Source organism: Aquimarina sp. Aq107 (assembly GCF_943733665.1).
Taxonomy (GTDB): Bacteria; Bacteroidota; Bacteroidia; order Flavobacteriales; family Flavobacteriaceae; genus Aquimarina.
Genome location: NZ_OX030782.1, coordinates 1,132,845 through 1,154,813, shown reverse-complemented (window position 1 = coordinate 1,154,813; position 21,969 = coordinate 1,132,845). Strand labels below are relative to the sequence as shown.

At 31.6% G+C, this 21,969-nt stretch carries 13 protein-coding genes and 1 tRNA gene; 3 read left to right on the top strand and 11 right to left on the bottom strand.

All coding sequences use genetic code 11. The annotated features are described in order from the left end of the window. Positions 1-78 precede the first annotated feature (78 nt). Both NMK29_RS04690 and NMK29_RS04685 read left to right on the top strand, forming a co-directional pair. Positions 79-2,283, top strand: coding sequence for a peptidase domain-containing ABC transporter (locus NMK29_RS04690; RefSeq protein ID WP_108801794.1), 2,205 nt, complete (start codon positions 79-81; stop codon positions 2,281-2,283). 1 nt (position 2,284) lies between these two features. Continuing rightward, positions 2,285-3,583, top strand: a complete 1,299-nt coding sequence (locus NMK29_RS04685; protein ID WP_108801793.1) for an HlyD family secretion protein — start codon at positions 2,285-2,287, stop codon at positions 3,581-3,583. Between the two features lie 7 nt (positions 3,584-3,590). Here the strand turns inward: NMK29_RS04685 and NMK29_RS04680 are convergent, their stop codons facing one another. The 5 genes from NMK29_RS04680 to tilS all read right to left on the bottom strand — a co-directional run bounded on the left by NMK29_RS04680 (position 3,591) and on the right by tilS (position 13,063). Beyond that, positions 3,591-5,567: an ATP-binding protein gene (locus NMK29_RS04680; protein ID WP_108801792.1), complete on the bottom strand. Its 1,977-nt coding sequence runs from the start codon at positions 5,565-5,567 to the stop codon at positions 3,591-3,593. Positions 5,568-5,776: 209 nt separating this feature from the next. After that, positions 5,777-7,645, bottom strand: coding sequence for a DUF885 family protein (locus tag NMK29_RS04675; RefSeq protein ID WP_108801791.1), 1,869 nt, complete (start codon positions 7,643-7,645; stop codon positions 5,777-5,779). Positions 7,646-7,678: 33 nt separating this feature from the next. Further along, positions 7,679-9,580, bottom strand: coding sequence for a CocE/NonD family hydrolase (locus NMK29_RS04670; protein ID WP_108801790.1), 1,902 nt, complete (start codon positions 9,578-9,580; stop codon positions 7,679-7,681). 172 nt (positions 9,581-9,752) lie between these two features. Continuing rightward, on the bottom strand, positions 9,753-11,750 hold the full coding sequence (locus tag NMK29_RS04665) for a thioredoxin family protein (RefSeq protein ID WP_108801789.1): 1,998 nt from the start codon (positions 11,748-11,750) through the stop codon (positions 9,753-9,755). Next, positions 11,750-13,063, bottom strand: coding sequence for a tRNA lysidine(34) synthetase TilS (gene tilS / locus NMK29_RS04660; protein WP_108801788.1), 1,314 nt, complete (start codon positions 13,061-13,063; stop codon positions 11,750-11,752). Before tilS ends, NMK29_RS04665 begins: the two co-directional genes overlap by 1 nt. A gap of 160 nt (positions 13,064-13,223) precedes the next feature. Between tilS and NMK29_RS04655 the strand changes: the two genes are divergently transcribed. Continuing rightward, positions 13,224-13,928, top strand: coding sequence for a hypothetical protein (locus NMK29_RS04655; RefSeq protein WP_108801787.1), 705 nt, complete (start codon positions 13,224-13,226; stop codon positions 13,926-13,928). A gap of 22 nt (positions 13,929-13,950) precedes the next feature. Here NMK29_RS04655 and pabB read toward each other — a convergent pair whose 3' ends face one another. The 6 genes from pabB to NMK29_RS04625 form a co-directional block, all read right to left on the bottom strand. Beyond that, positions 13,951-15,258, bottom strand: a complete 1,308-nt coding sequence (gene pabB, locus NMK29_RS04650) for an aminodeoxychorismate synthase component I (RefSeq protein ID WP_108801786.1) — start codon at positions 15,256-15,258, stop codon at positions 13,951-13,953. 3 nt (positions 15,259-15,261) lie between these two features. Further along, the gene (locus NMK29_RS04645) at positions 15,262-15,801 is read right to left on the bottom strand and encodes an NADPH-dependent FMN reductase (protein ID WP_108801785.1); all 540 of its coding nucleotides are present in this window, start codon (positions 15,799-15,801) and stop codon (positions 15,262-15,264) included. Positions 15,802-15,939: 138 nt separating this feature from the next. After that, positions 15,940-19,911, bottom strand: a complete 3,972-nt coding sequence (locus NMK29_RS04640) for a DUF4114 domain-containing protein (protein WP_108801812.1) — start codon at positions 19,909-19,911, stop codon at positions 15,940-15,942. Positions 19,912-20,075: 164 nt separating this feature from the next. Beyond that, positions 20,076-20,264: a hypothetical protein gene (locus tag NMK29_RS04635; RefSeq protein WP_108801784.1), complete on the bottom strand. Its 189-nt coding sequence runs from the start codon at positions 20,262-20,264 to the stop codon at positions 20,076-20,078. Between the two features lie 897 nt (positions 20,265-21,161). After that, positions 21,162-21,236, bottom strand: a tRNA-Pro gene (locus tag NMK29_RS04630). 59 nt (positions 21,237-21,295) lie between these two features. Next, positions 21,296-21,913 (bottom strand): hypothetical protein, encoded by a 618-nt coding sequence (locus tag NMK29_RS04625; protein WP_108801783.1) that lies wholly within the window; start codon positions 21,911-21,913, stop codon positions 21,296-21,298. Between the last annotated feature and the right edge of the window lie 56 nt (positions 21,914-21,969).

The following is a 21,969-nucleotide window of genomic DNA, read 5'->3' as shown; positions in this document are numbered from 1 at the left end:
TAATCAAGTTTGATAGTATAATCAAAAAGAATTACTTTTCTTTGTAGAACAACTCATCACTCAAAATTAAAACTTTTAATGCCTAAATTTCCTTTTTACAAACAAGCCGAATCAAAAGATTGTGGACCTACTTGTATTAAAATCATAGCTAAACATTACGGAAAAGTACTAAACACTCAGAAACTTAGATCTCTAAGTGAGACAACAAGAGAAGGAAGTTCTTTACTCGGTTTAAGCGAAGCTGTAGAAAGTATTGGATTTAGATCATTAGGAGTAAAACTATCCTTAGATCAATTATTAGAAGTTCCTTTGCCTTGTATAGTACACTGGAACAAAGTACATTATGTAGTAGTTTATAAAGTCAAAACTACCAAAAAAGGAGGTATGACAATTTATGTGTCAGACCCTGCCCATGGTTTAATTACATACACCAAAGAAGAATTCATTAAAGCTTGGATTGGTAATAATGCTGATCAAACTAGTGAAGAAGGTGTTGCATTATTAGTTGAACCAACACCAAAATTCTACAATGATAATTTAGATGAGAAAGATGAAGAGTTTGGTTTCAAATTTATTTCTAAATATGTTTTCCAATACAAAAAATTCATTTTTCAACTTATTCTTGGATTAACTGCAGGGAGTTTATTACAATTAATTACTCCTTTTCTTACTCAGAGTATCGTTGATGTAGGTATCGAAAACGAAGATATTAATTTTGTATATCTAGTGTTAATCGCACAATTATCGCTCTTTATTGGAAGAACTTTAATAGATGTTCTACGAAGTTGGATTTTATTACATTTAAGTACTAGAATAAATATTTCTCTAATATCAGATTTCTTTATTAAGTTAATGAATCTACCCATCTCCTATTTTGATGTAAAAATGACTGGAGATTTATTACAGCGGATTAATGACCATAAAAGGATAGAACAGATCCTTACTATGTCCTCATTAAACGTATTATTTTCGATGGTGAACTTAATCGTTTTTAGTATTGTTCTTATTTATTACAGTTTCTCCATTTTTTCAGTTTTTGCAATTGGTAGTGCTTTTTACTTTGCTTGGATATTAATATTTTTCAAAAAACGTAAAAAATTAGATTATAAACGTTTTTCCCAAATCAGTGAAGAACAGAGCAAGGTAATTGAGTTGGTAAATGGTATGCAGGAAATTAAACTCCACAATGCCGAAAAAAGAAAAAGGTGGAATTGGGAATTTGTACAAGCTAAGCTTTTCAAAATATCTATAGAAAACCTAGCTTTAGAACAATATCAAAGTGTTGGTTCTGCTTTTATAAACGAGCTAAAAAACATACTAATTACTGTTCTTTCTGCTTTATTGGTGATTGACGGAGAAATTACTTTGGGTATGATGCTGGCAATTACATCTATCGTAGGACAATTAAATGCTCCAATTACTCAATTGATTAATTTCTTAAGAGAATTGCAAGACGCTCAGATTTCATTAGAACGTCTTGGAGAAATTCATAATAAGGAAGACGAAGAAAAATCCGGAGAAGAAAAGATTCGGGAAATTCCAGATAATTCTGGTTTTGAAATTAAAAATCTTAGTTTTAGATATGTTGGTTCGGACAAACCTGTCTTACAAAATTTAAAACTCTCTATTCCTGCTAATAAAATAACAGCAGTAGTAGGTGTAAGTGGTAGCGGAAAAACTACCCTTATGAAAATTCTACTAAAGTTTTACGAACCTGATGAAGGACAAATATTTATCGGCTCTCATGATTTACAACACGTATCTCAGAAATCTTGGAGAGATCAATTTGGGGTTGTGATGCAAGAAGGTTATATATTTAATGATACAATTGCTAATAACATTGCGGTTGGAGAAGATTATGTAGACAAGAAAAAATTAGCTCATGCTGTAGATGTAGCTAATATCAAGGAATTTGTAGAATCTTTACCATTATCTTATAACACCAAAATAGGAATGGAAGGTGTGGGATTAAGTACTGGTCAAAAACAAAGATTATTTATTGCTAGAGCTGTATACAAAAACCCTAAATTTTTATTCTTTGACGAAGCAACTTCTGCTCTAGATGCCAATAATGAGAAGGTTATCATGGAAAAATTAGATACTTTTTTCAAAGATAAAACAGTTATGGTAATAGCACACAGATTAAGTACTGTTAAAAATGCAGATCAGATTGTAGTGCTTGATAAGGGAGAAATTATAGAAGTAGGAAATCATGAATCATTGATCAAAGAAAAAGGAAGCTATTATAATTTGGTTAAAAATCAATTAGAATTAGGAAAGTAACATGCCAGATAATTTAGACGACATACAATTAAGAAGTGAAGAAGTTCAAGAGATTTTAACTCGAGTACCGCATTGGATGATTCGATGGGGGAATCTATTAATATTAGTATTAATTCTATTATTGTTATTTCTGTCATGGATGCTTAAATATCCCGATACTATTCCTGCACAAGCAATAATAACAACAAATTTTCCACTACAAAAAGAACAAGCAAATGTCAGTGAAAAAATAGAAGCAATACTAGTAAAAGAAGGAGATACGGTTCCCGAAGGAACTCCATTGGCCATTTTAAGGAATACAGCAAACTATTTAGATGTTTTTAGTCTCAAAAGAGTTATTGACACTATTACGATTAATAATAGAAAAATAGAGTTCCCATTCGCCCAAATGCCTCCAATACTTGAATTAGGAGATATACAAACAAGCTATGCAACTTTTGAAAACAGTTATATTGAGTATAGTTTAAATAAGGATTTGCAACCTTATTCGGATGAAAATTTAGCTAATCAGATATCTTTATCAGAATTGTATAGAAGACAAGAAGGCATCTTAAGTCAAAAAAAGGTGGAAAAAAGTGCCTTAAGTTTTAAGAAAAAAGCTTTTGACAGGCAGCAAGAGTTATATGATAAAGGAAGTATTTCTCAGCAAGAATATGAAGCATCTAAAATTGAGTATCTGCAGTTTGAGAATAATTATAAAAATTATGACTCCCAACTTTCTCAAATCAAAGAAGGTATAAGTAATGCACAAAAAACTTCAAAAGGAGCTGAATTTAATCAACAACGAGAGGAAATTAGCCTACGTAATAAGGTAATACAATCGTTTGATCAATTGAAAAAAAGTATTAAAGATTGGGAATTAAGATACTTACTGCAGTCTGACATAGAAGGAAGAGTTTCATTTTCAAACTATCGTTTCGAGAACGAAAATGTTACCGCTGGAGATATTGTTTTTATTGTAATCCCAATTCAAGAATCTTCTTCTTATGTGGCTAAAATAAAAGCTCCTACTCAGAATTCTGGAAAAATAAAATTAGGACAAAAAGCGAATATTAAATTAGAAAATTTTCCGGATGATGAGTTCGGGATGTTACAAGGAACAGTAGATTATATATCCATGTTACCAGATAAAGATGGTTTATATCTTATTGATGTAAAACTTCCTAAAAAACTCATAACTACCTATAACAAAGAAATACCTTTTCAACAAGAAATGCGTGGTTCTGTAGAAATAATAACAGAAGATTTAAGACTTATAGAACGGTTCTTTTATCAGTTTAGAAGCATAATGGATAAATAACCTAAGCTCAAGCCGCTTTTGGTAATGAAACTGAGAAAACACTTCCTTTTCCAGGTGTACTTTCGACTTGTATCTTACCTTGATTAAGTTCTATTAATTCTTTGCATATCCTAAGACCAAGACCAGTTCCTGTTTCATTTTCTGTACCTGTAGTAGTAAATGTATCTTCGGCAAATAATTTATTAAGATTACTTGGGTCGATACCAATACCTGTATCTTCAAAACAAATTTCGTAATAATCTTCTTTTTCCCTAGATATTAAGGCTATTGAATCACCTGGGTTACAAAATTTAATTGCATTAGCTATCAGGTTTTGGGCTACAATTCCGAACATATCTTTATCAGCAAAGATTAATGTAGGATCTAGTTTATTAATTAGTTTAATATCCTTCTTCTCGGCTTTTGGTTTAAAAAATGTAAACTTATTGCTAATAACTTCAGTAATATCAAAAGTAGTAGGTTGCGCGTTAAGCTCTTTCATCTGTGATTTTGACCAATTCAATAAGTTATTAAGTAAAATAGATGTTTGATGTGTTCTATTTGCTAATAATGGCACTATTTCTTTAAATTCATCAGTGGATATAACATCTTCTTTCATTAAATTAAGGCTACTTTCTAAACCATGTATTTCGTTTTTAAGATCATGGGATATAATAGAGAATAGTTTGTTTTTTACCTGATTAGATTCATTGAGTTCTTTAATATATCTTTTTCTTTCTTTCCTTGTTTTGATAATAAGCACCATAAAGACTAAGATTACTGCAATGACTGCTAAACTAATAAATGCTAATAACCTATATCTGAACAATTCTTCTTTTGTTTTTTGTTCTCGCTTCTCTTTTTCATCTATCAATTTAAGTTGTTCTAACTCGGCTTCGTATCTAGATTTTGTGTTTTCTACCTTTTTTGTGGTAATATCGTTCATTCTCTTATCAGAAAGTTCCTGATATTTTTTTTGCCAAGCTATAGCGTTTAATAAATTACCTCGAGCCGAATCTAGTTTAAATGAATGTTTATAGTTCTTCAAAATTAGTGATGTAACATTTGATTTAACCAAATCCTCTCTTGCTATTTCTAAATATTTCTCTGCTTTATCATATTCTTGTTGTTCAAGTGCTATAATCCCTAATTGTTGTTTTGCATTTATCACTATTATTTTGAAATTGGCTTGGGTACCAACACACTGTGTTGTGTCATAGAATTTTTTAGCTTTTTCATATTCCTTTCCATACATTGCTACTTTAGCCATAATACTATATGATTGAGCCATATGCCTTAGATCATCTTCTGCTTTATTAATTACTAATGCTTCTTCTAAAAGCTTCTGCGCCTCTTTAAGCTTTCCTCCTTCTGTATATAATAAAGCTAAATTATTGATAACCAACCCTACACCATCGGTCTTCAATTTCTTACCCAAATTCATTGACTTCAAGTAATATTTTTCTGCATTTGGGACATCATTAAGCTCCTTATAAATGATTGCTAAATTATTGTATACGGCAGAAAGACCTACACTATCATTTAATTGTTCTCGATGTAGTTTGGCGTCTAATAAGTAGTTAGCAGCTTGCTCTATATTACCTTTATTTCTTTCGATATTGTATCTATCATTACTTACCATTGCTAAGCCGTTTTTGTCATCAATTTTCTGAAAATTGAGTACGGCTTTTTCAAAACTTTCATTGGAATCGATGCTCTTATTCAATTCGTTATTAATAACGCCTTTCAGCCTGTATACTAAACCTAATCCTTTAAAATACTTAATATCATGGCCAAGCTCAATAAGCTTGTTAGCGATATCATCTGCTCGGTCTAATTGATCTTCATTGACATAATGCTGTAAATCATTTACCGCACTATTAAATAACAAAGAGTCTTTTACGTTTTCTATTTTAGAAAAATCAACGGCTGAAAATTGACTTTGCGAAAAACCAAGTAGGTTCATTGCGCAGAAAATCACAAAGGTTAAAATTGCTTTATTCATATGATCTATTTTGGGGCTAGAATCAGATTAAATACCAATTACACCAGCAAAGTACACAAAAATATCTTAAAACATGTTATATTGTAGTATTATTCTTACTTAAATTTACAGATTAACCATAATTTAGATCCATTTAGATCAAAAAAATAGCCTTTCAGCGAATGAAAGGCTATTGACTTATAAATAAAAGATTAGTATGAAACTGAATCTCAACTTGTTTTTTTAGTTTCTAATGTTTCACTCTTAGATGCTATCCATTCATTCACTAATTCTTCAAGTATCGTAAGTGGTACTGCACCATTTGTCAAAACCACATCATGAAACTCTCGTATATCAAATAATTCATTCCCTAGTTTAGATCTAGCAGCTTCTCTTAGTTCTAGAATTTTATTCATTCCTATTTTATAAGCGGTGGCTTGACCTGGCATTACGATATGTCTTTCTACCATTTTTATGGCATCACTCTCGGCATTTGGAGTATTATCTGTATAATATTTAATTCCATCCTCTCTCGTCCATTTCTTAGTATGTATCCCAGTATCTACTACTAGTCTACAAGCTCTCCACAGCTCCATTGCTAACCTTCCAAAATTAGAATATGGATCATTATAAAGTCCTATTTCCTTTGGTAAGAACTCATTGTATAACCCCCATCCTTCTACATACGCAGTATATCCACCAAACTTTCTGAATTTTGGAATATTTTCTAATTCTTGCGCGATAGAAATTTGCATATGATGTCCTGGTATTCCTTCGTGGTATGCAAGAGCCTCCATCTGATATTTCGGCATTGCTTCCATATCATAAAGGTTTGCATAATAAGTTCCTGGTCTTGATCCATCAGGAGTTCCTCTTTGATAAAATGCTTTTCCAGCACTTTTTTCTCTAAAAGGTTCTACTGCTTTCACAATAATATCCGCTTTGGGTTTAGTGATAAATAGTTCATCCATTCTAGATTTCATATTATCTATTAACCCCACTGCTCTTTTAAGGTATTCTTCTCTGCCAGCTTCGTCATTACTGTAATAAAATCTTTCATCTTCTTTCATGAATTTAAAAAAGTCTTGCAACGTTCCTTCATACTTAAGCTCGGTCATAATATCTTTCATCTCCTTATGAATCCTAGCCACCTCATCTAATCCAAGTTGATGAATTTCTTCTGCAGTCATATTGGTAGTAGTAGTTCGTCTTAAAGCATTATTATAAAACGCATTACCCTTTGGAAATTTCCAAGCTCCATCTTCTGTAGTAGCTCTTTGTTGCTGATCTTCTAAGAAAGTAATTAATTGATCATAGGCGGTTTTTACATCTCCTTTTAAAGCCAACTCAGCTTTAAAAACCAAACTATCCTTTGCTTCTTCTGAAATCTCTAATTTCTCTATTTTAGATTTGAAATCAGATAATAATGTGCTTTCGTTGTTCGAATCATCAAATGGTTTACCTGTTACTAGATTACGGCAATCATTAAGAACCTTAGCAAAAACGAACTTAGGAGGAACAATTCCATTCTTTTCCCTGATCTTAATATTTTCTGATTGCTGCGCAAATAGCTCATCCATTCCTTCCAGTCTTGAAATATAAGCATCTGCATCATTCTTATTTTCTATTTTATGCATATTGATCAAAAAAGCTGGGATTTCTGCTTGCATTCCATGCATTTGATTTATAGGGTAATCATAAAAACGATATTGAAAATCATCTATTTCATTTCTTAAATCTTCTTTCATCAATCGATAACTCAAAGCAGTCGCTTTGTTTAGTTTAGTAATATCAATTGAATCATTTAAATACCTCAATCTTCTTTTAGCTTTATCTAGGTCTTTTACTTCTTTTTTAGAAGAAACATCATCCCATTTACCATAATCTTCTGTTTTTACACCTAAATACGTTTGCATCATAGGAGATTCAGCTACTTCTTCTTGAAACTGAGTCTCAAACCAATCATTAAGTTTTTTAGAGTGTATCTCGATTTGTTCTTCAGCAGACACTAAAGGTTTAATCTCCTCACTAGTATTCTTACAGGCAGAAATAAATAGTAAGAAGCAAAAAGATAACAAAGTAAATTTTGCTTTAATCATTTCTAAAGGGGTATTAAATTTAGTTAGTTTAGTCTATTTTAACACGGAGAACTCGACTGACGAATCCTCAAAAACTTTATGCGTTTGTTTCTTAAAATCTGATGCTTTTGCTTTGAAAATATTAGGTACAAAAGTCTGTGGATTTAGGTCTATAAAAGGAAACCAAGTACTCTGTACCTGAATCTGAATTTTATGACCTTTTAGAAATGTATGATGTACATCTTGAAGCTTTATATTAACATCTGTTTTTTGATTTGGTGTAAACGGCTCTGGCTTACTAAAACTATTTCTAAATCTTCCTCTAAGCACTTCACTTCGAACCATCATATGATAGTTAGACATTTTAAGATACTTCTGTGTTTCTTCTGTATCTTCTGCATCAGCTGGGTACACGTCTATTAATTTAACTACCCAATCAGCAGCAGTTCCTGTAGTTGCCACTTTTAACTTTGCCAAAATCTCTCCCGAAAGTGTCATATCTTCTGTAAGCACAGGAGTTTCATATACCAGTACATCCGGTCGTCTCGCTGCAAAACGCTGATCATCTGTCATATATTTTCTAGGTGTGAATACCATTTTTATATCTTCTGTGTACGGTACAGGTTTTTTTGGATCACTAACAAATTCTGAAAATCCATTGCCAAAAGTTTCTGTTAAATCATCACCAGATAGATACATTGTTTTCTTTTCTACATTTTTTGGAGGCCAACTATCAAATGTATTCCATTCCTTTTTTCCTGTATCGAAAATTTGAATTTCTGTTAATCCACTTTCATTATCTCCTTCTCCTTTAAGAAAATGATTAAAGAATTTTGTTTCTATATTTTGTTGAAAATTAAGAGAAATATCATCTCCAAAATACACATTTCCTATTGCCTGACGCTTTTTATTTCTTGCCCAATCTCCATGACTCCAAGGGCCAAAAACCATGATATTATAGTTATCACTGTTTTTTTCTATTTTTTCATACGTCTCAAACGGACCGTATAAATCTTCTGCATCAAACAAACCACCAACAACCATTACTGCAGGTTTGATATCCTTAAGATGTTGAATAATTCCTCTTTTTTGCCAAAACTCATCATAATTAGGGTGTTCTTTGAGTTGGGTCCAGAAGACATTATCTTCTTTATAATATTGATCTAAAGTACTTAGTGGTCCAGCATCTAGAAAAAACTGATATTGATCCTTGGCCTTTAGCTCTGGAAATGTATACCAACTTTCTTTTACCGGCTCTGTTTTTTCATAACCAAATACTGCCGTTGCTCTCCAATAACTTAATAAATACGCTCCATTATGGTGGAAATCATCAAAAAAGAAATCACCAATACATGCCTGAGGAGACACAGCCTTTAACGCTGGATGAGAGTCTAATAAGGAATATGTTGCATAAAAACCAGGGTACGAAATTCCCCAAACACCTACATTACCATTATTATTTTCAACATTATTTACTAACCATTCAATAGTATCGTACGTATCACTTGCTTCATCAAATTGTTTATCTTTTTTATTAGGAATGTATGCTCTCATATTGTCATATACTCCTTCACTCATCCATCTACCTCGAACATCTTGATATACAACAATATTACCTTCTTTCATCAAAAATTCATTCGGACCTATTTTAGAACGAAACTGATCTTCTCCATAAGGTCTTGAACTATAAGGCGTTCGTTGCATTAATATAGGATACTTTTTGCTAGTATCCTTTGGTGAGTATATTGTAGTATGTAATTTGGTTCCATCCCTCATTACAATATCTACTTCTTTTTTAGAGTAAAATTCTTTTACCTCATACGTTTCTTTTTCTTCATTAATTGTAACTTCTTCTTTAGTTTCTGCAGTACTAATAGTATCCGTTTTTTTATTACAAGATGTTACAAAAATAAAAAGACTCAGAAAAGATAATAGTAGTATTCTAGTTGATAGCATATGCTCGAGTTTAGTTGAATGCTGAAGATAAAAAAATGGAATGCTGACAAACTCTATTTTAAGGAGATTTTAACAATCATCAGAAATATTAACAAATAGATGAGCCTGTAGTGTTCACTACAGGCTCATCTATTTATCTGTATATAATTCCAATATACTACACTCAATCTTTTTATTTAACCGAGAAATTATCGATCCCCTTTTTTAACCAACCTAAATACTCATTCTCGTTAGGAGTATATCCAACTGGTTTGCTCAGGTTTTCTTCATTATGGTCTACTAAAACATAATAAGGCTGCGCATTTGCTTTATATCTAGTAATCTGAAAATCACTCCATTTATTACCTATTGTTTTTATTTTTTTGCCAGTAGTTTTTGAGACATACTGTTCTAATTCAGGTAGTTCTTTTTTATAATCTACATATAAGGAGATTAAAACCACATCGTTTTTCAACGTTTTCAAAACTGCTGGTTCAGACCATACATATTCTTCCATTTTGCGACAATTGACACAAGCATATCCTGTAAAATCAATTAAAACAGGCTTGTTCACTTTTTTAGCATAATCTAGACCTGTTTGATAATCTGTAAAAGATATTATATCATGTTCTCCATACTTGGCTCCTTCTGGAAGCTCTGAGCCTGGTAAACTGTTACTACTAGAACCTCCAAAACCTCTAGGCGATTCGCTATATGTTTGTGGTGGTGGGAAACCACTTATCAATTTTAATGGTGCTCCCCATAAACCTGGAATTAAATAAATAGTAAATGCTAATGTCAGTAGAGCTATCGATAGTCTTCCTACTGAAATATTTTCTATTGGCGAATCATGAGGAAGTTTCACTTTACCCAACAAATACAATCCAAGCGTTCCAAAAACAGCAATCCATATTGCAAGAAATACCTCTCTTTGTAATAACCCTAATTGTAGCACTAAATCCGCATTAGATAGAAATTTAAATGCAAATGCCAATTCTAAAAAACCTAGAAAAACTTTAACCGTATTTAGCCAACCACCACTTTTGGGCAAAGAATTTAACCAACCTGGAAACATAGCAAAAAGCGCAAATGGCAATGCAATTGCTAGTGAGAAACCAAGCATCCCAATTATAGGAGCAATTCCTCCCTTAGAAGCTGCTTCTACCAATATAGTTCCAACTATAGGACCAGTACAACTAAATGATACAATAGCAAGTGCTAATGCCATAAAAAATATACCTATCATCCCACCTTTATCAGCTTGTCGATCTACTTTGTTCGCCCAAGAATTTGGCAACATAATTTCGAAAGCTCCTAGAAAGGAAAGTCCAAAAACGATAAGTAAGGCAAAAAACAACAAATTAAACCAGACATTAGTAGACAAAGCATTTAATGCATCTGCTCCAAAAATAGCTGTAACCACAGAACCTAATCCAACATAGATTACGATAATAAAAATACCATAAAAGATTGCGTTCTTTATACCCGAGGCTCTATTTTTACTTTGCTTAGTAAAAAAGCTTACTGTCATTGGAATCATAGGAAACACACATGGTGTCAATAATGCGGCAAATCCGGATAAGAAAGCTAAGATAAAGGTACTCCATAAACCTTTTTGACTACCTTTTTCATCATTATTACTATCCTTACTAGAAGACGTAGATTCTCTATCTGTATCCTCTGAAGAAGATTTAGAAACATCTGGATTTTTTGTTTCATCTATATTTTTTCCTGACAAATTAAGATTAAACTCTACTATATCAGGAGCTAGACATTTTTCATCATCACATACTCCAAAAAACACTTCGGCCTTCACCGTTTTAAGAGATGGTTCTAATCGTTTTATTTTTTGGGTAAACACAACACTATCCTCAAAATATTTGATATCCATTTCAAATACCTTATCAAACTTCTGTATACCTTCTGGTTCTATAGTCTCTCCAACTAGTTCGTATGCTTTTTCCTCATTATAAAATGTGAATTCTGTTGCTGTCGGAGCTATGTCGTCTGTATCTACTTCTTTCTGTGAATATATATGCCACCCTTTTTCTAAAGTAGCTGCAAAAGATAATATATAAACATTTTCTGATTCTTCTTTAACGCTACTTTCCCATTTAATAGGTTCAAATATTTGCGAAAATAACGTGGTAGAAAACAACAATGTTGTCAATAATAGTAGAATATTCCTCATTAGGTTATTGTTACTTTTAGTAATTGTTTCGTTTTGGGGTTTATTTTAAATCTGTTATCTGCTCTATAATTTATAATCCATATAATCTCATTATTAGAACATAGCAACCAGACTCTTTCTTTAGCGAGCAAAGATAGTTTTTCATCTTTAAAATACTTACTCAACTTTTTCTTGCCTCTCATCCCTAGGGGATAAAAATAGTCGCCTTCTTTCCATTTTCTTACAATTAAGGGATACTTTAACTTTTCTTTATCTACATAAATCGTTTTTAGATCCATATCAGATAACTCAGAAACCTCTTTAAGTTGAATCATTCCAGAAGGAATCATAATCATATTCTCTTCTTCAGGAATGGTATATACGCGATCTGAAACATCTTCTATAATTGGACAGAGCAATACGTGCAATCGATTTTTTACTAATCTATGCGTAGGCGAAAAAACTTGTTTACCAGATTGGGCAGTTAGAATTTGTGCAATATCATCCCAAGCAGTAAAACCATATTTTTTTAATAAAAAATATAAATATGTTTTTGGGTCTTTATATTGTTGTAGTTTATAAATCGATATTTTGATCGTATCTAACTCAGCATATTCAAACACTTCTTTTCTAACAATCTCTACTTGATCCCTGACAAAGTTTTGAGTCTGTTTTAAATTATCCAATGTATTTTCGAAATTATTTAAAAACTTCGTGTTAACTGTCAAAAGTTCGGGGATAACATTATGTCTTAATTTATTTCTGACATACTTTGTACTCTTATTGCTACTATCTTCTCGCCAGGTAAGATTATTTTTGGTTGCAAATTCTAAAATTTGTTCTCTAGAAAAAGGTAATAATGGTCTTACATAGTGATCATTAATTTCAGGAATCCCAGTAAGTCCATCGATTCCTGTTCCTCTAGAAAGGTTTATTAGAAAGGTTTCTAAATTATCATCTAGATGATGCGCTGTTAACAGGTAGTCATAGTTATATTCTTGAACCAACATATTAAACCAATCATACCTAAGCTCTCTTGCGGCCATTTGTATAGAAAGTTTGTTACTATTAGCATAGGTTTCCGTATTAAAATGAGTTACAAAAAAAGGAGCTTTAATTGCATCAGAGAATTGAGACACAAATTGTTCATCTCCATCACTTTCCGAACCTCTTAAATTAAAATTACAATGTGCAATACCAATTTCAAAATCAAGCAAATGACATATATGTGCTAGCACAATACTATCCAAACCTCCACTACAAGCAATTAGTAATTTACTTCCTTTTAGAAACGGTAAATGATCTTCTATATGGATTTTAAACTGCTGCTTCAATATTCCTGAAAATTTATCTTTAGACTGATATCAAATATACGATTTTGTAAAAGTAAACAAACCTTTCTTTTAAGCTTGTTTAACATCTGAATTTCAGGTTTTTAACACAAAAACTCAATCCTTTTTGTTATTTTTAAACAACTCTTAAAATTTTGATATTATGAATAGGATAGATGAAATGCCAAAATATTATGAAAATGATCATAAAAAAGAGTTTAGCAAAAAACTATTATCTGTAGTACCTCATCTCCATCCATATGTTAAACATCGATTATATATTGCAGAAAGCACTAGAGTTCTTCCCAGAAATATGTATTGTTCTAATGGTATTATAGATGATGCTATCGTAAATCTTTATAATGAAGAGCATTTAGATATTGGTATCGATAAATTATCCTTAGAATTGAAACTTTTTAGAATAGCTGATCATTTGATCGATGAACTTTACAAAAGAGAAGGTTGGCATCAACAATGTATAAGTACAAATTACTTTTTAAGAGATGAACTTGATAAACTAGAAGAAAACTACACCCTAGAATCCGATAACAAGTTGATCATGAATGAAGATCTCAATGATATTTCGTACCATCAAAACTCAGAAAACAAACAATTGTTTATTTATGATGACTCTGATTCTGCTATCCTTAAATTGATTGACTCCGAGGAATCTACAGAAAACAAGAAACAACAATTATTAGGTAAGTTCTATAGTTGGTTACCGTTAGAAACTTCTAAAATTATTGATCTATTTGTTTTTGGAAAATTAAATTTTGAAGAAATTGCTAGAATAAAAAACATTACAGCACAAGAAGTTAAAGAAACAATTATTGATGTCAGAAAAAGCTTTAGAAAAAACCTTATTTAAGCAAATAAGCTAACCTTGGTTGTTAAATACCTTCCAGCACTTCTCGCATTGCTTTTGCTTTTATCAAACACTCCTCATATTCTTTATCTGGATCGGATTTGGCAGTAATAGCACCTCCAACAGTATAAGATATGTATTGCTTGTCTTCATTATATAATATACTTCTTATCACCACATTAAAATCAAAATCACCTTCTGGAGTAAAATATCCTACTGCACCACTATACAAACCCCTTTTAGATGTTTCTAATTTTTCTATTATCTCCATTGCAGAAATCTTTGGCGCTCCTGTCATGCTGCCCATAGGAAATGTTGTTCTAATCACATCAACTGGAGACGTTTCTGAATGAATCTCGGATACCACTGTAGATATCATTTGATGTACTTGCGGAAATGTATAGACCTTACATAATTCTTCTACTTGCACAGCACCTTTAACTGCTGTTCTAGAAAGATCATTTCTTACTAAATCTACAATCATTACATTTTCTGAGCGTTCTTTTGGATCATTTTTTAAATCCTGAATAAGTCGTTTGTCTTCTTCTTCTCTCTGTGAACGCTTAGCAGTTCCTTTTATAGGTTGAGAAATAATTTTATTTCCTTCTTTTCTTAAATACCTTTCTGGAGAGGCAGAAAGCAAATATTGATGACTTCTTCTAAAAAAAGTTGCAAAAGGTGGCTTAGAGATTTGATTAAGATGATAATAGGTTTCTAGTGGAGCTATACAACTATTTTCGGCAAAATACTCTTGACAAAAGTTTGCCTCATAAATATCTCCACGAGCAATATGAGCAAGCATTTGTTGGATCTTTTGCTTATAGACATCTTTAGAAATACGCAAACTAATTTTAACTTTACCACAAGACGTATCATCATTAGGAACCTTTATAGCGGATGGAAATCTCTGAATATCAAGAAAATCTTCCTCTATCTCATCATCCACCATATTTAGATATTGAATTTCTAATCTATCATCCTTTAAAAAAAATAACTTCTTAGGTTGAAAAAAGTATAAATCCGGGAAATTTAAACTATCTAAATTCTTGGAAGTTAATTGCTCTGTATCATTTTTTAAATCATAAGATAGATACCCAAAAATCCAATCAGCTGTTTGTTCCTGATACTCTTTTAGTTTATCAAAACCGGTATAATGATCTGTTTGTATAGCAGTAAAAGCATCGACCGCTAAAACCGCATCATAACTCGAATATTGCTGGGAATACGTATTAGAATCTAGCCATACTATTTCATCAAATTGCTGCGCCCATTGCAATAATTTGATTTTAAAGTCTGAAGAATTTTCTAAAATATATATTTTGGTACTACGCACAAGTTATTTAATCTGATGCGCAAAAGTACTTAGAACTTCCTTTAATCCCAACAAAAGTGTTTCATCAGTAACTTCATTATTTTCTATAGAAAAATTCGCATGAAATGAAGGAAAACTGAAACTTTCTATAATCTCACCTCCAAATCTAGGAAGTACATTCTTCGCAAATTCCAAAGAACTTAAACCTCCTCTTTGACCAGGTGATGTACTCATTAAAAGTATTTTTTTTCCTTCTAAAAAATTACGATCCAATCGAGATAACCAATCAATAATGTTTTTAAAAAAAGCGCTCCAGCTTCCATTATGCTCATTTACAGAAATAATCAAAGCATCAGCTTCGGATATCTCTTGTTTTAGACCTAAAGTCATTCCCGGAAACCCATTTTCTTTTTCTTCATCTTCACTATAAATTGGCATCGAGTAATTTGCCAATTTTAATACTTTAATTTTATGATCTACTATTTCTTTAGCTACATATTCCACAAGTTTTTGATTGATCGAAGTACTACTATTGGAACCTGCTATTGCGAGAATGTTTTTCATTATTAGTCTAAGTTTAGACTCAAAAATAACTAAATTCAATACAGCTGCAAAAGATCACTTACTCTAATTATTATTACTTTAGAGTAAGTGATCTTTTTATTTTTTAACTAACAAAGATTAATCAGTAATTCAATACATTTAATAAATCATAAAACTACCTACATATCTGGTTGATTGATCCCCAACAACAATATATCTATATACTCCTGGGCTTAGGTTTTTAGGAATAAAAGTAATTGTCCTAGCTGCATTTATCGGAATTTCTTGTTCTTCTTGTACTACTTTACCTAATACATCGATAACGGATATTTTAACATTACCCCTAATCGTTTCAGGTACTTTTATTGCAGTTGCTGTGCGAAATGGATTTGGATAATTCATAACAGAATTAACTTCCTCTTCCAAGTTTTCATGATCTTCTACGCTTAATACTTCTGCATTGGTAAAGGCTATATCAGTAATATTTATATCAAATGATTCGAAGGTCTGATAATTTCCTTGTACAGAAAACACGATGCTTCTAATATCCTGTAATTGTGTTCCATTATCTCCACTAGGATTTGTGAACTCCGAAAAAGATATGTTAAATGTTTGCATATTGCCATCTCCAGAAATAGTATACCTTAACCTATTTTCCCAATCGGTTAATTCTTTATTTACAAGAATAACTTCTACTTCTCTGTTTGCTTGCAATTCAAATTTTAATTCATTGTATTCGGATACATTCAATGTTAAATCTCCACCCAAAACACTTCTAAATATATTTAGTGTTTCTTTTACAGAACCTTGTACAATTACGTCTCTTTCTATCAAATAATCATCAGCATCATTTTCTGTAATTTCTTCCTTTATAATTTCGAAATTGGTTACATCTGCTCCTTCTGGGTTATAATCAAGACCCCAAGGTCCATCAGCTAGATATAATGCATCCGTTTTATCATTAACGGTAACCTCAAATCCAATATCAAATAAATATCCAGTATCTATAATAATACTCTCTTGATACGACCCAGACAATGAAATTGATGAGAGCATTAATTCTTCGTCAGATAATTCTGTAACTCTTTTATTCCCTCTAAAATCAAATTGATCAACTTGATTTTTATTCACGATATCAAGAATCAACTTTCCATCCTTATAATTTCCTTTTTGCACAAATACCTCTGGAATATTAGATGGGATAAACATCTTACCTAAACCTTTATCTTCTAAAAGTTTATCGATAATGGTATTCGCTATATTTACTACCTGTGGAATAGAGCCTCCCCAAATTTGAAAGTTCAAATAGTCTCCTTCTGGATATTGATCAATATTCCAAAGACTATATAACTCATTTTGAAACTCATCTAATCTTACTGAAAAATGCAAAGTTTGCTCTAATTCTCCTGAAGGTCTCCGAATCTTGGTATTCACTAGAGTATAATCCCGAACACTTAGTGTTCTTATGTCTTCTAAAACAGAACCATTCAATCGATCACAAATCGTTTTAGAATGATCGTATATTTTTCCGCTAGTTACAGTTGCTAAACCAACTCCTACTCTATTTTCGTTATTATAATAATCAACAGAAAATACCGAGGATGCATTCGTAATATCTATTAAATCCTCTGGTGTAGAAACATAAGAAGTTTCAGTTCCAGTAGCTCCAGTTTGAGGAAAATAAATGCTTAAATCATCATTATTCCTAGTTTTATAGGACTTACTACCTGGTTTAAATTCTTTTTGTAATTTTTTCTTATTGTATACTTCATTGGTTTTTGATCTAGTAAAATTTCTTTTCGCTATTAAAGTAGCTAAATCTCCATTACTTTCTAACCCACCATCATTACCAGAAGTTACTTCACCTTCTTCTTCTAAATCAATTATATTACTCGTCTTTATAGAAGAATATTGATCTGCGGTAATGTAAAACAATAAATCATTAAAATCATTATCTACTCCTGGATAATCCCTTCTTTCATCTTCGAAACCTAATACAATGACTTCATTAGAATCATCTTTAAATAATATATTATGAGGACGTAATGTTTCGTCACATTCCGGATTAAATTCTGTCTGCGAATACAATTGCCAAATTCCTTCATCCAAACCGCTACCATCCCACGCATCAACCAACAAAACCCATCCTATTCCTGTATTTGCCGGAAAACTTCCTAAATCCACGGTATTCCCTGCAGTTAAACCTCCTCCACTTCCTGAAGCGGATGAATTAGGCAAAATCACAGTAATATCCTCTGGTTCCGGCGTCTTTACCAATGGTGAATTAATATCGTATGTATAATATCCGAGAATGTTTTCATAAGATGTATTTTCATTGATAAAAGTGATTGCGACATTCGTAGATTGTTCTATTATAATATCAGTATCATAACCGCCATAAATATAATTAGGGTTTAAATCTACTACAGAATCTCCCTCTGGTAATGCTGCATCAATTTTGGTCAAAAGGCCAGAATCTATAGTAATATCTGCTACCAAATAATCTGGTACACCATCAACATCAAATGTACCTAAATATTGATATCGTTCTCCTGTACTAGCCACAGGAAAACTGCTTGGTGTTTGATCTCCATTTTCTGAATCAAAAACAGTTTCTTTAATATCAAAACCATCATCAAGTCCATCTTGATCAAAATCGTTATTAGCTAAAGTGGTATCAGCGATACCATCATTATTAGTATCATAAGCATCTACAGTATCTAAAACTCCATCATTGTTTGAATCTGTATCGAGAAAATCCGGTGTATCTGTATTATCTGTATTTTGATATCCTTGAGGAGTACCTCCTTGGTCAGGATCAAACGCATCATCAACTCCATCTCTATCCTGATCCAATCCCGATAAAGAAACGAAGGTTGCACTATTTTGTCCTTCAATAAGATCTATAATCCCATCTTGATCTGCATCAATATCATAAGGATCATAAATTAAATCTCCATCAGTATCATCCGGAAAAAACGCAACACCTGTTTGGTCAACATCCACGACATCTGCAATACCATCTAAATCAGAATCCAGAAATCCAGCATCTTCACTATTAAATAAACCATCACCATTCGTGTCGTAACTTCCAAGACCAGCCTCTACAATATCATAAATCCCATCATTATCACTATCTAAATCTAGTACATTAGGAATACCATCTCTATCAATATCAAAAACTAAAGAAACTCCACTATTACACGTGTTGCCAAAATCAGGATCTAAATAATTAAAAATCCCATCGTTATCATCATCTCCATAAGGATCTATTCCTCCTCCTTCTACAATATCCGGGATTCCATCTCCGTCAGTATCCTTGTCAAAAGGATCTAATACCTCATCTCCATCGGCATCAATTGGAGAAACACCTGCTGCACATTTAAAACCATCGTTCTGATTGGTTACATCTGTATTATTCAATAATGTAGCATAAGGTGAGACACCTTCATAATCATTTACCAAATGTAAACCTCCTTTATTACTGGACACATACAACCTATTACTAGTGTCTGTATAACAAGCTCCAAAAGTATCATTAGGTAAATCTGTTACTGTTTTAGAACTAAAAACTGGTGTTGATGACGATAAGTCCCATTTATAGACTTCTCCTTTACTACCTCCATAAAGATTTCCATCTATAAAAACGATATCTGCACACGTATTTGGAGAAGCTTGATCTGCTACTACTATCTCAAAAGTTGGTGAAGTGGTACCATCATAACTCTGAAGGTTAATAATTTTATGAAAAGATTGTCTTCCTTGTGAATTTTGGAAGACCCATAAATTCCCTTCGCTATCGACATCCGCTGCATAACCTCCACCAAAATCAACACCTCTATTAGTGGCAACAGCTCCGAGATCTACAACTTGATCCATCCCGATTCTTAATAAATGTCTATCACTACTTCTAATAGCGTATAAAAAATCATCTACATTATTGTAACCTCCAGCATTATAGCTTGGCGTAGTATGTAATGGCTCTGAATAAGAACCTGTAACCGGATCATAAGATCTTAAAGATCCTGAAATCACTTGATAAAACTTAGCTTCATTGCAATCAAAAGGGAGTTGACCATATGCAAACTTTATCGTGATAAATAAAAATATAAATAGTATAGTTTTTTTCATAAAAATATTGAATTTTCTCATCAAGCATCTACACATAATGTTCTATCAAACTTCAACAATATGCCACCTCCAATTAGTTACTTGACATTATTATAGGTGTGTCTCATTAATTTAGCTCCTTAATCTGCTTTGGTTATTAGTTTTAAATAAAATAGTTACTTCATCTATAAACATTTTTTTTGATTTATTCCATTCAATTGATATGATAATTCAGAAACATCATCGTCATCACGAGATATTGCAAAACATACATCATAGAAGTTTTGCTTACTTAAAAAAATGCAAAACTCTTCCTTTACCAATCTATAACACTCGTTATAGACTGGAATAATAATTCCGGTCTTTTTAATCATTGTAATTTAGGTTTGGATATACTTTAAATACCTACTATAGATAGCTTTATAAAGTATCTTAGAACATTTTTTGTTATACTTTTTAAAAGTTATTTTTTTCCATAAAATAATTCATATTTCTTTTGGAGTCTCCTAAAAATCATATCATTTACACTAACATTGAACTCTGATTACCAGTGCATTGTAAAGGTAAATTAATCATAATTTAATTATCTGCGGTAAAACCACAATAATTTTACGTTATGTTAAAAAATGGAGTATTTCATCCTTTTTTTACGTATTTAACACTTTATTTAACATTTTTTAATAAGAAAAAATCATTTTTGTAGTACAAAAAAACACTTTTTTTACAAGTAATAATTATTAAAAAAAATAAAATATAAGGGAAAAATCCCTTTTTCTAATATTTGAAATTAATAAAAAAATCATTTTTTACCCTTCATTTCTTAAAAATTAGTTTTTAATACGTTTCTTTTTGAATATATATCATGAAGTATCCCTATACACGCACAATCAAGTAAACATATTTTTACATCTTTTAATTTACATATGATTACTTATGGAAAAAGAGAAGAAGATTATTAATAGTAGTGAAATTTACATTAATTAATATAAACTCTTTAAAGGTAATTTGTTCCCTTCAAAAAATGGTTGAAATTTATAAGTAATGATTATATTATTGTCTAATCTTAACAGTTCCTCTTTTATCAGTACTACATAAAGTTGATGAGTTTCTAAAAATTAATCTTAAAGCTTTTTCTTGATCAAAAAGGCATCTGTAAAGTAAGGTTGATTACTAGAGTAAATCACACTAAAAATTCATGATTCCTATAGTAAGTATATAATGATTGTGATTAAAAAAAGAAAAAACCAATCACTTCTGTGATTGGTTTTTTGTCGGGGTGGCAGGATTCGAACCTGCGACCTCCGCGTCCCAAACGCGGCGCGATAACCGGGCTACGCTACACCCCGAAAAGGTTATCCTTTTTGCGGGTGCAAATATAAGTAAACTCTTTTATTAAAACCTACTATTATTTTAAAATTCTTTTGAGCTGAAGATTTAATAAATATCCTAATTTCTTATAACATTCTCCAATTCTTAGAATTGTTCCGAATTCTCCATATGCATAGTTTCCAATAATTTTTGGTGTTTGTGTAATATACAATATATTTTGAGGGTCTAACAGATCAACAAATTTCAAAGTTACTTCCAACTTAGCTTCTTCTCTACCAACACTTGCACCACCTCCATAACCGGGGTATATCCAATCCCCTTCTATAATTAATAAATAATTCGTTTTGTCTTCGGATTTCACAAATCTTAAATCACTGTATTCTCCTAATGCGTTATTAATTCCGTCTAAAAAATCACTCCTCCAAGTTGTCTGTTTTGCTTTATTATACTCTGCTAACCACATATCACCTTTAGTTGGATCTTTTTTATTCCTCCTATCCTTCATATATACGATAAACTCTTCTTCAGACATATTATCACTCAAAAAAGTAATATCTTCCGGAAATGTAAGCTTGACACCTACCTTAGTTTCGTTTTTTAAAAAGTTTAGTTTTTTCTTATCTATTTTAATTCTTTGAGCAATAGAAACCGAACTGAATGCTATAAAAGCAATACAAACTATTTTTCTAATCATTTAATAACATATTTAATTGATTTCATTTTTTGATTTAGCGACAATTATAAGTTATT